Origin of the sequence: Acinetobacter terrae (genome assembly GCF_002135195.1) — a bacterium.
Lineage (GTDB): Bacteria > Pseudomonadota > Gammaproteobacteria > Pseudomonadales > Moraxellaceae > Acinetobacter > Acinetobacter terrae.
In genome coordinates, this window is the sequence record NZ_NEGF01000003.1 from 126,542 (window position 1) to 139,453 (window position 12,912).

The 12,912-nt window shown below is 37.9% G+C and carries 15 protein-coding genes and 1 pseudogene; 5 read left to right on the forward strand and 11 right to left on the reverse strand.

Annotated elements, in window-relative coordinates:
- Positions 1-500: 500 nt before the first annotated feature.
- Together xseA and xseB are read left to right on the forward strand one after the other, a co-directional pair.
- On the forward strand, positions 501-1,763 hold the full coding sequence (gene xseA, locus B9T23_RS04815; RefSeq protein ID WP_086193222.1) for an exodeoxyribonuclease VII large subunit: 1,263 nt from the start codon (positions 501-503) through the stop codon (positions 1,761-1,763).
- The gene (xseB, locus tag B9T23_RS04820) at positions 1,756-1,950 is read left to right on the forward strand and encodes an exodeoxyribonuclease VII small subunit (protein WP_086193223.1); all 195 of its coding nucleotides are present in this window, start codon (positions 1,756-1,758) and stop codon (positions 1,948-1,950) included. The genes xseA and xseB overlap by 8 nt, the downstream gene beginning before the upstream one ends.
- A 320-nt stretch (positions 1,951-2,270) precedes the next feature.
- Here xseB and B9T23_RS04825 read toward each other — a convergent pair whose 3' ends face one another.
- The 7 genes and pseudogenes from B9T23_RS04825 to B9T23_RS16930 form a co-directional block, all read right to left on the reverse strand.
- A complete protein-coding gene (locus tag B9T23_RS04825) occupies positions 2,271-2,480 on the reverse strand; it encodes a hypothetical protein (RefSeq protein WP_131272197.1) in 210 nt (69 codons plus the stop codon).
- A gap of 769 nt (positions 2,481-3,249) precedes the next feature.
- The gene (locus tag B9T23_RS04830) at positions 3,250-3,474 is read right to left on the reverse strand and encodes a hypothetical protein (RefSeq protein WP_086193225.1); all 225 of its coding nucleotides are present in this window, start codon (positions 3,472-3,474) and stop codon (positions 3,250-3,252) included.
- 362 nt (positions 3,475-3,836) lie between these two features.
- Positions 3,837-3,989: a hypothetical protein gene (locus B9T23_RS16755; RefSeq protein WP_171263054.1), complete on the reverse strand. Its 153-nt coding sequence runs from the start codon at positions 3,987-3,989 to the stop codon at positions 3,837-3,839.
- A 496-nt stretch (positions 3,990-4,485) separates the two neighbouring features.
- Entirely contained in the window at positions 4,486-4,755 is a 270-nt protein-coding gene (locus B9T23_RS04835) for a hypothetical protein (protein ID WP_086193226.1), read from the reverse strand.
- A gap of 166 nt (positions 4,756-4,921) precedes the next feature.
- Positions 4,922-5,356 carry an I78 family peptidase inhibitor gene (locus B9T23_RS04840; RefSeq protein ID WP_086193227.1) on the reverse strand — a complete coding sequence of 145 codons (435 nt, stop codon included), beginning with the start codon at positions 5,354-5,356 and terminating at the stop codon, positions 4,922-4,924.
- Positions 5,357-5,486: 130 nt separating this feature from the next.
- On the reverse strand, positions 5,487-5,753 hold the full coding sequence (locus tag B9T23_RS04845) for a hypothetical protein (RefSeq protein ID WP_067722547.1): 267 nt from the start codon (positions 5,751-5,753) through the stop codon (positions 5,487-5,489).
- Between the two features lie 803 nt (positions 5,754-6,556).
- Positions 6,557-6,699, reverse strand: a pseudogene (locus tag B9T23_RS16930) (IclR family transcriptional regulator); the annotation flags it as partial.
- Between the two features lie 46 nt (positions 6,700-6,745).
- Between B9T23_RS16930 and B9T23_RS17205 the strand changes: the two are divergent.
- The 3 genes from B9T23_RS17205 (at position 6,746) to B9T23_RS04855 (ending at position 7,880) form a co-directional block, all read left to right on the forward strand.
- Positions 6,746-6,910, forward strand: coding sequence for a CoA transferase (locus B9T23_RS17205; protein ID WP_407640415.1), 165 nt, complete (start codon positions 6,746-6,748; stop codon positions 6,908-6,910).
- Positions 6,911-6,920: 10 nt separating this feature from the next.
- Positions 6,921-7,055: a hypothetical protein gene (locus B9T23_RS17140; protein ID WP_265733408.1), complete on the forward strand. Its 135-nt coding sequence runs from the start codon at positions 6,921-6,923 to the stop codon at positions 7,053-7,055.
- A 390-nt stretch (positions 7,056-7,445) separates the two neighbouring features.
- Positions 7,446-7,880 (forward strand): PaaI family thioesterase, encoded by a 435-nt coding sequence (locus B9T23_RS04855; RefSeq protein ID WP_086193229.1) that lies wholly within the window; start codon positions 7,446-7,448, stop codon positions 7,878-7,880.
- An 82-nt stretch (positions 7,881-7,962) separates the two neighbouring features.
- Here B9T23_RS04855 and B9T23_RS04860 read toward each other — a convergent pair whose 3' ends face one another.
- The 4 genes from B9T23_RS04860 to B9T23_RS04875 all read right to left on the reverse strand — a co-directional run bounded on the left by B9T23_RS04860 (position 7,963) and on the right by B9T23_RS04875 (position 12,910).
- A complete protein-coding gene (locus B9T23_RS04860; RefSeq protein WP_086193230.1) occupies positions 7,963-8,808 on the reverse strand; it encodes an IclR family transcriptional regulator in 846 nt (281 codons plus the stop codon).
- Positions 8,809-8,938: 130 nt separating this feature from the next.
- Entirely contained in the window at positions 8,939-10,156 is a 1,218-nt protein-coding gene (locus B9T23_RS04865) for a CaiB/BaiF CoA transferase family protein (protein WP_086193231.1), read from the reverse strand.
- 12 nt (positions 10,157-10,168) lie between these two features.
- Complete coding sequence (locus B9T23_RS04870) at positions 10,169-11,371, reverse strand: 3-oxoadipyl-CoA thiolase (RefSeq protein WP_086193232.1); 1,203 nt, start codon at positions 11,369-11,371, stop codon at positions 10,169-10,171.
- A 21-nt stretch (positions 11,372-11,392) separates the two neighbouring features.
- Positions 11,393-12,910, reverse strand: coding sequence for a 3-hydroxyacyl-CoA dehydrogenase (locus B9T23_RS04875; protein ID WP_086193233.1), 1,518 nt, complete (start codon positions 12,908-12,910; stop codon positions 11,393-11,395).
- Positions 12,911-12,912: the final 2 nt, after the last annotated feature.

A 12,912-nucleotide genomic window follows, 5' to 3' on the forward strand; every position in this document is an offset into this window, starting at 1 on the left:
CCTGTCAGGCTTTTTCGTATGGATGAGTTAGGTATAACTCCTGTCGTCCCTCACGATCCTCATGCGAGAACTCATTATTATTTTTTTTGTTCCGGAACTTCCTGTTGTTTCCTAACATAAGAAAAAACTTTAGTAATACCTATCCGCAAAGACCTTAAATATATGTGAGTTAAAACGTACAGATCTGTATAAAACCATCCCAAGTCTTATCTGCAAAAATTGAGAATATTTTCTGTCCTAAAAGCGTTACTAACTCAGAGTGAATTTTTAATTTATTTGTTTATTGATCATGTTAATTAGCAAAAAATTCCGGAATTTCTCAAAAAATCCCATTTGTAACAAGGTTATTTTTTAGTGTTTTTATACTTAAGTAAACTTGTTGAATTATATCGGTTTTTTTAAAAAAATCGTATAAACACAATATAGAGTTAAGCAAGTTCAATTGCCTTTGAATGATCAGTTGGATACTATTTTTATAACGATACCTTGCCAGCATTTCTATGTTCGAACCCCAGCTTTCATTAAGTGAATACTTGTCTGCGGTAAAGGAAGTTATCCGTATAGCTTTTAACGAGCCTGTGTGGGTGAAAGCAGAAATTCGAAATTTAAGTATCAAAGGTGGTCATTACTATTTAGAGCTTGCAGAAAAAGAACAAGGGACAGATAAAGTGATGGCTAGTTGTAAGGCAACGATCTGGAAGTTTTCAGCGGCCAAAATAGTTTTAAAGTTTGAACGTGAAAGTGGGATTGAGCTGTCGAGAGATTTAAATGTCCTGATAAAAGTTAAAGCCACTTTCAGTCCTCAGTATGGTTTTTCAGTCAATGTAGAAGATATTGACTCAAGCTATACCTTGGGGGAGATTGCTAAACGTTATCAGCAAATATTAGAGCATCTTCGCTTAGAAGGCTTGGCCAATAAAAATAAATTGCTCCCTGCTCCTTTCGATATTCAAAATGTCTTGGTGATTGCTCCTGAAAATGCTGCAGGTTTAGGGGACTTTAAAAAAGATGCAGATGCTTTGGATCAGACTGGGGTTTGTCACTTCGTCTATCACACGGCGACATTTCAGGGAAATACTGCAGCTGTCAGTATGATTGAATCATTAACGAATGGCTTAGCTCAGTGGGCGACAGATTTCACTTCTGCTCCCGATTTGATTGTGATTATTCGTGGCGGTGGTGCTGTGAATGATTTAGCGTATTTGAATGACTACCCTTTAGCAGCTTTCTTGTGTACATGTTCAGTTCCGATATGGGTGGGCATTGGCCATGAAAAAGACCGAACTATTTTAGATGAAGTCGCCCACCGATCTTTTGATACCCCAAGTAAAGTGATTGGAGGTATTCGAAACTTGATTGTTGAGCGGACACAACAAGTACTGCAATCATTACAGGCCATCAAACATTTATCTCAACACCAGATCGCGGCCTATCAAAGCCAAAATGATCAGTACATCAAAGTGATCAAGACACTGGCTCAAAATCAGATTAATACGACTCAGCAAACGCTTGAGTTAATAAAAGGCAATAGCCAATATTTTGCGCAACAACAAATCAAATTGGCATCAACCCAAGTTGAATCATTATTACGTGAAACGCTTTTACAGAATCCTAAAAATGTGATGGCCAAAGGTTACGCTATTGTGCGCAGCCAAGGCAAAGCCATTCGTTCGATTCAACAAATTTCAGGTGATAGCATTCAGGTAGAATTACAGGACGGCATTATCAACGCCGATGTTAAAGAGGTAATCCGCAATGGCTAATAAAGAATTAACCTTTAAACAAGGCTATGAAGTTCTTAAAAAGAATGCAGAACTGCTTGAGTCTCAGGAAGAGCCGGATATTGATAACTTAATGAAGATTGTTGAAGAGTCCATGATCGCATACAAAGCCTGCAAGACAAGGATAGATGCAGTGCAGCAAGCTCTGAATGAAACATTTAAAGATTAATCAATAGGCTTTTTAAATTTAATTAAGCAACTTTAGGTGCTTAATCCGTATTTTAATTTTAGGGAAAAGCCGACAGGAAACCTTTTAAAACCTTTGCAATTATTTTTCTCTTCGTAACAACCCAAATCGTTCTTTTCGCCGGATAATCTGACCATCAGTGAATAGTAAGTTGATTATCAGCTCTGCAAACGTGAGCGCATGGTTCTCAATCAAATAACTATCCTGTTCTGTGGTCCAGTGAGTTGTGGCTAATTCAAGTTGCTTTCGGTATCGTCTATTTATCGACCGAATTATAAGACATCCTTCTTCGATTAAATAATTTAAACAATTACTTTCCAGACAATAGAATTTTCTTCGGCGTCACAAAACCCAACAACCTCATTAGTGTTATTGATTTGAGGAATAAAATGATTGTTATGCATATCATAATAACCGGCATGCTCTTGGGCCTTGGCTAAGGTGTCTTCATCACCGAGAACTTTATTAATCGTTCTCTCTTCTCCAGAATTTGGATTTTTAATTTTGATCATAGCTTTTTTACTCCCTACTTTTATTTCTATCATAGGGAATCTGGGGTTAATGTATAACTTACTTTGTTAGCTTGAATGTAAATGGGCAATTAATTTTTGACATTTATACTTGATTGATTGCAGAAAAAACCGGCTGCTATGGATAAAATTAGTGTGGTTGTAAATTATAAAATTTATTATAACCCTTTCATTAATATAAAAATTTTATACTCCTTAACAATGAGGCAGTTTTTGGTCATCTTTTTTAGCCTATTAATAATTTCTTATCTTAGTCAAAAATAAAAGCCCTATAGTCTCTCCCAAAACTATAAGGCTTAATAGTGTAGCTTCCCCTTTATGACTTACGTTTATGTAAGTTCGGAGTTATATTCTTATAATTATTATACGATTTTTCCATCTATATAGAGTGGAACTTACTTAACAAATAATTACAAATATTAACAATAAATCATATCAGCAATCTCCTGTTTCCTTGTACGCAATTACCTACAAACGTTAGAAACTTCTCCTAGCATAGATAAGTTTATACAAGTGATCTATCTATAATTTAAATAAGATGAATTATGTGAAAGATGTATGTTTTAACTGGCAAAGATTATCAGGATCTTATAGCGAAATTTCAGGTGTCAGGAATGTACTACCTATCTATCTACGTACCAGTACATTTTTCATGAGGTGTTCATCTTCCTCTTAATTGATTAGATTAATGGCTGGTATGGTCTGTTGATAAAATTTTACCCATAAAAAACCTCCCGTAGGAGGCTTGTTGTCATTCTATTATTTCTATAATTAAGATTAATCGCTGACCTAAAGCAAAATGCATATTAGGCATCACCGAATGTCTAGGCATTTTGTCATAAGGACGTTTGGATGAACGTAAATAATTTCCCTCTTGATCACAATAAAAATAATTTAAAGTTCCCATGCTCGTATCTTCTTCAGCATTAAGTTCTATCATTTCACCTGTATTTCGGTCTTTAGCAATAATTTTCATTCTAATACCTTATATGGATTAGACTCTATAATTTATCATGACAGATGAATACAATTTCATCCGTGAACTTACCACATACTGATCCTTACATAAGAAAATAAAAAAAACCGCCCATATCTCGTATTATGTAGCAGAGTTTTATGGGCCATAGTACATTCAGCTATACTGGACCAACTAATATTTTGTTTAGGTTTTTTCCACATTTGCGACACACTTTAATCATCTTGCCATTGTCATCCTGCTCATACTCATACGCGTTCAAACAACATAACGCTCTTAAAAATTGCATCAAATTACTACTCCACCGTGATCACAAATGTATTTTCACCCTCTAAATGAGTTTGAAAATTAAAAGCGTGTTTTCAGCAGTATTCTTCCAATTCTAAAATAGCACCCTTCTCGATAGAATCTAAAGGCTCTTTCAATCGAACGGGATTTTGCTCTCGTTTAGCAATAGCATGGTGAAGTTCAGTAAATAATTCTTCAAACGTTAATAGCGAAGTTGATACAGTCATTTTGGTCACCGTTGATTACCAAAAATAGAATTATAATCTAAATACAAAATCATCAAGGCGTTACAAACAAATCACAAACATTTGTTTTATATTACTAATTCTATATGCAATATTTACCGATTTACTTCCGATACTCAATTTCATCAAAGTATTCAGAAGCATGGATACAAAATAATTTACCGAGGAATTAACCCATCTAAACTGTTCTTAACAGGAATTAAAATTTCAGACAATAAAAAACCGCTTAACCCGGTGAATTAGTCCTATTTAAGTTTTTGATTTATCTTTTTCCCTTTTTACTTCGAATAACTAAAATATTCCATCCTCATTTCGTCGAAAAAATATAGAGAAACTATTTTCAACCCTTTTCTTTAATTCACTTTTTATTTTCAATAATATAGCTATTTTAAGGGTAATAAAAAAAACCTACCTTTTGCTAAGTAGGCTTCCTTTTGTCATTTGCGAAGATTAAAGGTGATATTGTTAAATTAAATCATTAGCGATGTAATTGTTTATATACCCATGCCAGAAACTCATTTTTATGCCGTATGGGAGGCGCTAAATTAATATTGATTATTTGTCGACTCCCAAATTTACCGATAATTTTAGAAGGTGAGTCAAGCCTGACTGCTGTTTTTTGATCCTGCTGTATTTCTGAAAAAAATTCTAATAATAGATCTAGCTCCGCTTTTGTTTTAAAATTTGGTTTCTCTGCCATAAAATTATAAACTTGCTGTAACATCTGAAAATTAGCGGCACTTTTCATTTTTGATTGCTCCAGCAAGCATATTAATTAAACACTATACCCCTGAAGAATTTCAAAAATATTCAATGCATTTGTTAGCTGATTGTTCATATTTAGTTATAAAAAAAACCCACCTTTCGATGAGCTTTTTAAGTTCTTGTTTATACTTTAATAACTGTGATAAAAATCAACCACAACTTGCATGGGTGATTTTCTTAGAAACAGGATCAATCGTAACTGTAATTCGATTTGAACGATAATCCATCGTTACTGGCTGACCAGGCGCAATACGACGAATAATTTCAGATTGAGTTTTTTGTTTAATTTGATCATCAGTTAAACCAGTTTTTCCCACCAGAACTTTAGCTTCCTCTGCTAAACATTCTTTTGAGCTATCGCGGAAAAATTTCCACTCTTCATTGATTTGACCATTTGGCAAATGGCAATAACCAACTTGACCATTCACTTCGTTTCTGATTTCTAATTTTCCACCTTGGTTAATACAATATTCACTAGCAGTATTGGCTGCATCTAACTTTGGTGCATGAGTGTCTTTGTTATGTACAGTTGAACACGCTGCAAGTGAGGAAATCATCAGTCCAAGACACAATATTTTTTTCATAATTTTAAATTCTTACCAAAATTCAAAGATATCAAAAATAGGAAGATTATCAATGTTGTTATTTGAAACAAAAAGCCTATCTTTGGATGAGCTTTTTTTCTTTCTATTTTGCTATTAGATTATTAAAAACTTAAAATAAACGTTTAGTCTTTTTTTTAAATTTAAACATATCTGTTTGTTTTATTACCCTGAATACTTTTCCGGTTCCAGGATGAGTAAAAATATTATCTTTATTTAAATTAAATACTTTTTCACTAATAACTATTTTAGGTAACGCCATCCAATTCAAGCTTGCTCCATCCTCATTTAAATTCTTTTCAAAGATTTGTTCTACGATTATCTCTGTGCCGCAACTGCTTATAGCATTTACTTCTTTCAAAATGAGAATTTTAGACATTTCTATAGCCTTGTTATTATTTTCCCAATAAATTATAGAAAATCATTTATTTTATTATGTTAAGTTTATTTGCCTATTTGTTAATCAATTCACACTTTATGTAAATTAATTTAAACAAATCACATAATGGTATTTTTTAATGCTGCATCCTCTTTACATTTGGCTTAAAGAGAAAAACTTTATATAATAAAAAAGCCCATCTTTTGACGAGCTTTTGCTTAAACTAGGGTAATTCAAATGACGATGAGTTTACACCCAAATTATGTCGTAACAGAATTAAATCATACCCCGTTTATAAGACTAATCCACTACATTCTGCGTATAATCTACAAACTCAACTAAATGCAGTAAACTATGATTTTTATCATATAAAAGAGCTCAAATAAGAGCTTCAGTCTTAAAATGTGGATGCTGTAATCTGTATAGAACTAATGCGTCCTTTTCCTTGACTAAAAATAATTTTGACTCTTGCTCCCATGTAGGTTTACAGCCGTCAAAATGTATATTGTTAATAGCCCAATCGGAAACTAACCCATAAATAAAAGACTGATCTGCAAACACTAATTTAGATTGACTTCCAGTTTCACTTTTAAAAATCTTATGAGTTGGTAAAGAACCAAACACATGAAAGCGAGTGTACAAATATTTATAAGTAAGATTCATGGTAAAAGTATTCTCCGCTATATTGAACTATAACAGGAAGTGCAGACCCCTTCATGGGTAAAACCAAATCACAGGCAATAAAAAACCGCAAACTTAATAAGGTCTAATCAATATTATGGTGATTGCAGATATTCGACGACTACATAAGGACGAGCAATTGAGCGAATGGATAAATTCGACAATACGAATAACCAAACGAAAGCACTCCAATAGAAAGCTGAAATTTACTCAAGTCGATCACTTGTTTTAAATAACCCAAACACAAAAATGTATACGTTAAACGGTCGGTTAGTGATCCTTCTCATCCTATATATTCTCGAAAAAACATCATTACACAAAGGGATCAGCACGAAATTCTGGAACGCTTAGAAAAGGAAAAAGTTGCCAATGCCAGTGTAAATGAATTTCAGGATATCTGGGAACATCCACAACTCAAAGCGCGCCAACGTTGGATTGAAGTGGATTCCCCTATAGGCAAAATACCTACCACTTAAGCCTGTGAGTTTGACGGAAGCAAAGAATTTAAATATTCACGCGATTCCAGATTTAGTGGAACATTCACAAAAATTCTTACAAGAGTTAGGTTTTAACACTCAACAAATAGAAAACTTGATTCAACAAGGCATGATTAAAAATTAAAAGTTTTCCAGCCTTCTGAGGCCTGAGATTAGATTTTTTCTCTTACATCAGAGAATTACATTCAGGATTGAATGATGAAGTTTAATTACTTCAAGTCTTTACTTTCACTAGAAATGATTGGGATATCCTCCTCCAACAATAGCGACATCAAATTCCATTGATTCATGCTCAATTTCATCTTTCGGGAACCACCCTACTCCAAAAATGAAAAATCTCAATACAATTAATTAAGAGTAGATTTACTTAAATTTCTAAAAATGCCAAGAACTATTTCAAATAAGAAAAAAGAGTCATAAAACCTTAGTTTTACATTGCGGTATTTTATTTCAAAATAACTCAATAAATATTAAAATCGGAAGTAATTACAAGGCGTATAGGAAATAAGATTAAATGTCGATGGATCAATATACAGGTTTAGAATTTTTAACTGCTGTTAAAAATGGTGAAATTCCACATGCACCGATGGCCAAGACCATTCCCATGAAACTGGTGGATGTGCAAGAAGGTTATGTCGTGTATGAAGTTACACCCGGTGAAGAACATATTAATTTACAAGGTGGCGTGCATGGTGGATTCTGTGCCACTGTTCTAGACAGCGTAACTGGTGGAGTTGCCCACTCAATTATGGAAAAAGGCAATCGCTTTGCTACTGTAGACTTGAATATAAAAATGATCCGTCCCATGCAAGTCGGAAAAACCTATCGAGGCATTGGGCACTTGATTAATGCTGGACGGACAATAGTCAGTACTGAAGGCAAAATTATTGATGAAAATGATAAAATTTATGCACATGCTACTGCAACATTGATGATTATTCGAAAATAAACAAAAAAGAGCAGTATCTTTTTGAATAAATACTGCTCTCTATGTGACTATTTAAATAATACATATCGCGTCTTAATAGTAACTACCCAACATCTGTACGGATATTATTTACCATATGTACCAAGCGCGGTGCGATTTCATCTTCCAGCTTTTCACGACTTAAAATAAAGCTTGGTCCACCACAGTTAAATACTAATAAACCATGTTGCTCATGATAATAAGGCACCGCCACTGAATTCACATCTTTATGCCAATCACCTACCGAGAAGCAATATCCAAAGTCTTGATAGTCTTTAAAAGCTTTATCTAAATCGCGATTAATCTTGATCCAGTCTTCTTTGTGTTTGGAACGAATGGCATTCAGTAAAAATTCGCGTTCATCTTCGGGCATTGCTGCCAAGCATGCGCGACCAACAGAACTTAAATGAATGGGTAAATAGGTACCGACTTGGCGTCGCATAGTAACACTACCTTTGCCTTGTACAACATCTAAGTAGATCATGTTTAAGCGGTCACGGGTTGTCATAGCAACTGCTGCACCTGCATAATCCGCTAATTCTTTCATGTATGGATGAGCAATCGAACGGACTGAAAGATTCGACAACATTGAATAACCAAATGAAAGTACACCCACAGAAAGCTGAAATTTACTTGAGCTTGGTACTTGTTTCAAATACCCCAAACGTGACAGCGTATGGGTTAAACGGCTAATGGTTGGTTTAGGCAACCCTGTCATTTGAGAGAGTTCCTGGTTACCTAAATGTTGATGTTTTGGTGTAAAACAACGTAACAGTTCCAAGCCACGGGCAAGAGCGGTAATGTATTGGCGATCATTTTCATCCTGCATATCCTCAATGGGATCTAGGAGTTCATGTCGTAATGGAGCTAACAGCTTCTCCGCTTGTTCCGATTCTGTCATTTCTGTCATTTAAATGGCCTAAATTCTTTAATTTTGTTTCGCATTGCGAAAATTATAATATAAATATCCTATTAATAGCAAAGAAGCAACTTATAAAAAGTTGCTTCTTTATTCATTTGAAAAAGGCTTTTAACATAGATTAACCAATGATGCCTTTTGTTCGCAGTTCTGCTAATTTTTCAGCATCAGCTACACGCGCCAAGATTTCATTGGTATGTTCACCCAGCATCGGTGGTGCTTTCTTGTATTCCACTGGGGTACGAGAAAGTTTGATTGGAGAACCAATCACTTTAAGCTTATCTTTTAAAGGATGCTGCATTTCAATCAACATGTTACGTGCCTGAACTTGCGGCTCTTCAAAAGCTTGTTCGAGGTTATTGATTAAACCGACTGGAACTTTGACTGCATGAATCGCTTCAACCCAATGTTTCGCATTATTACTAAGGAAATGTTCAGACAATAACACGCCAATTTCAGTACGGTGCTTAATCCGCAGTGCATTGGTGGTAAAGCGCGGATCATTGGGTAATTCCGGCAAACCAATCGCATTACTGAGTGCCACGAATTGTTTGTCATTCCCACAGGCAATAATAAAATCTTGGTCTGCTGCTTTAAATACCTGATAAGGCACAATATTGGCATGTGCATTACCATAGCGACCCGGTACTTTACCCGAAGCTAAATAGTTCATGCCTTGATTGGCAAGCGTTGCCACTTGCACATCTAGCAATGCCATATCAATGTATTGACCTAAGCCAGTAATGGTGCGATTCAACAATGCCGCTTGAATGGCAATTGTTGAATACAGACCCGTGGTTAAATCGGCAAATGCCACACCGACTTTTTGTGGGCCACCACCCGGTAAATCATCTTTTTCACCAGTCACAGACATTAAGCCACCCATGCCCTGAATGATAAAATCATAACCTGGTTCAGGCGCACGCGGACCTGTTTGACCAAAACCGGTAATTGAGCAATAAACCAGTTTCGGGTTAATTGCATTTAAACTATCGTAATCCAGTCCGTATTTTTTCAACGAGCCAGCTTTATAATTTTCGATCACAACATCAGAGTCTGCAGCTAAAGCGCGGACCAATTCCTGACCTTCAGCGGTCGAAATATCAATCGCAACGGAAAGTTTATTTCGATTCGCAGATTGATAATAAGCTGCTTCACGTGTGTCCTCGCCTTGATTATTCTTCATCCAAGGTGGACCCCATAAACGGGTGTCATCACCGGTTTTTGGACGTTCGACTTTAATCACTTCTGCGCCTAAATCCGCGAGGATTTGACCACACCAAGGACCTGCAAGTACGCGACTTAAATCCAGTACGCGAATACCCTCTAATGCACCCATGTATCTTTCCCTTTATACGCGTTCAATAACCATTGCGAGACCTTGTCCCACACCAATACATAGACTGATCACAGCATATTTTTTTCCGCTGCGTTGTAGTTCGCGTGCCGTTGATAATGCCAAGCGAGCGCCCGATGCACCCAGTGGATGACCAACTGCAATCGCACCACCATTTGGATTGACACGCGGATCATCCAACGCCACATCCAAACCTCGGAGACATGCCAACACTTGAGAGGCAAAAGCTTCATTGATCTCGATGATGTCCATATCCGCCAAAGTCAGATTGGCACGTTTTAATGCCAGCTTGATTGCATCAACAGGGCCTGCACCCATGATGCGTGGCTCAATCCCTGCTGCACCCGATGCCAATATTTTCGCAATCGGTTTAAAACCTAAAGTTTGTTCAGCTTGCTCAGAACCAATTAACAGTGCTGCTGCACCATCATTCACCCCTGAAGCATTACCTGCAGTCACTACACCGCCTTCAAACAGTGGACGTAATTTTTGTAGCGCTTCAAAATTAGAAGACGGACGTGGATGTTCGTCTTGATCAACCAGTTTCGGTGGCAACTTACGGCCTTGAGATACTTCAACACCAATAATCTCGCCAGCAAAGAAACCAGACTGTTTCGCTGCTTCGTATTTGGCTTGTGATGCAGCCGCAAACTGGTCTGCATCTTCACGCGTCACACCATATTCCACCGCAACATTGTCACCGGTTTGTGGCATGGTGTCGTTACCAAACTGTTTTTCGATCAATGGGTTTGGGAAACGCGCACCAATGGTCGAATCGAAGACTTTGAAATCACGGCTAAATGGCGTTTCTGATTTGGCAAATACAAAAGGCGCACGCGACATCGATTCGACACCACCGGCAATAAAGATCTCGCCTTCACCACATGTAATCGCACGTGCTGCGTCGATGACTGCTGCCAAACCTGATGCACAGAGACGGTTTACGGTTTGTGCAGGGGTTTTTACATCCAAACCTGCAAGCAAAGTCGCATGACGCGCGATATTACGGCTGTCTTCACCCGCTTGGTTGGTGTTCCCTAAAATCACATCATCATAGATATTATTCGGTAAATTATGTTTTTCAACCAAGGCCTTAATCACATGCGCGGCCAAGTTGTCTGGACGGATGGTAGCTAACTCACTGGCATGGCGACCAAAAGCAGTACGTACGCCATCATAAATATATGCATTTAACATAGGAAGTTCCTTTTGACTCGCTCAAACAGCTGCGCTGTGAAGTAAAGATAAATTCAGTTGTGCACGACGTTTCAGCCATGGGCTTGGACGGTAGCGCTGATCACCAGTATTGGCATAGATACGTTCAAGAATCAGTAGGATGCGATCACTACCCAATACATCGCCCCATGAAATTGGACCATGCGGATAACCTAGACCCAGTTTCACCGCTTTATCGATGTCAGACGCTGTGGCAATTTGTTGCTGTGCAATGTCACAGGCCAAATTTACCACCATCGCCAAGACACGCTGTGCAATAAAGCCCACGCTTTCTGCAATCACAGAAACGCCCTGCCCATCTTTAGTAAAAATGGCATGTGCTTGATCAATATAGTTTTTCGCAGTGAAAATCGAAGGCATGAGCGTGCGGTGTTTGGCAAAATCTGTCAGCATATCAATCGACACAACACGCGCTGGATCGACACCTAAACGTAAAGCTGCTGTAGTCGTGTCTTCACCATAGGTTGCCAAAATAATTAAGCTGTCTACAGCAGGAACGTCAGCACTATCAAGCACTAAGCCTTGCTCACGAATATAGTCACGTAAAACGCTGGCATCTTGCTCACGATCCGCCGCAATCCACACCGCATTAAAGTGGTTGACTGACGGAACAGCTTGTACAGGTGCTTCGTTGGTTTTTTTGCCGTCGATATATTTATAGAAGCCTTCACCGACTTTACGACCGACTTTTTTACCTGCCAACATTTGACGGGTTAAAGCATGCGGACGATAACGGTCTTCTTGATAGTACTGGTTAAAAATCGATTCCATCACCGGATGCGATACATCTAGTGCAGTTAAGTCGAATAACTCAAATGGCCCCATACGGAAACCTGCACCGTCACGTAAAATACGGTCGATGTCTGAAACAGAGGCAACACCTTCACCGAGTGCTTTCAGCGCTTCGGTACCGTAAGCACGACCCGCATGATTGACGATGAATCCCGGTGTGTCTTTGGTGCGCACACCAAAGTGGCCCATGCGCTGTGCCAGTTCAAGCAAGTCCGCAACCACTTGTTCATCGGTTGCCAAACCTGCAATCACTTCCACAATTTTCATCAAAGGGACAGGATTAAAGAAGTGGAAACCTGCCATACGCCCCTGATGTTCAAGGTTTGAAGCAATGGCGGTTACAGACAACGATGAGGTATTAGTGGCTAAAATCGTATCTGGTGCAACAATCGCTTCAATTTTCTTAAACAGACTTTGCTTGATCTCAAGATTTTCAATGATGGCTTCAACCACCATGTCCACACCTGCGATTTGCTCAATGCTGTCTAAAACCACAAAACGCGCCAAGGTTTCATTTAACACTTCTTCGGTGAATTTGCCTTTGGCCTGCAATTTTTCCAGCATGGTTTTGAGTTTGGCTAAGCCCGCCTCTGCAGCACCTACCTTTGCATCAAATAAACGTACTTCGACACCGGCTTGTGCAGCAATTTGCGCAATCCCCATGCCCATTACACCGGTACCGATCAACGCCATAGATTGAATGGTCATGT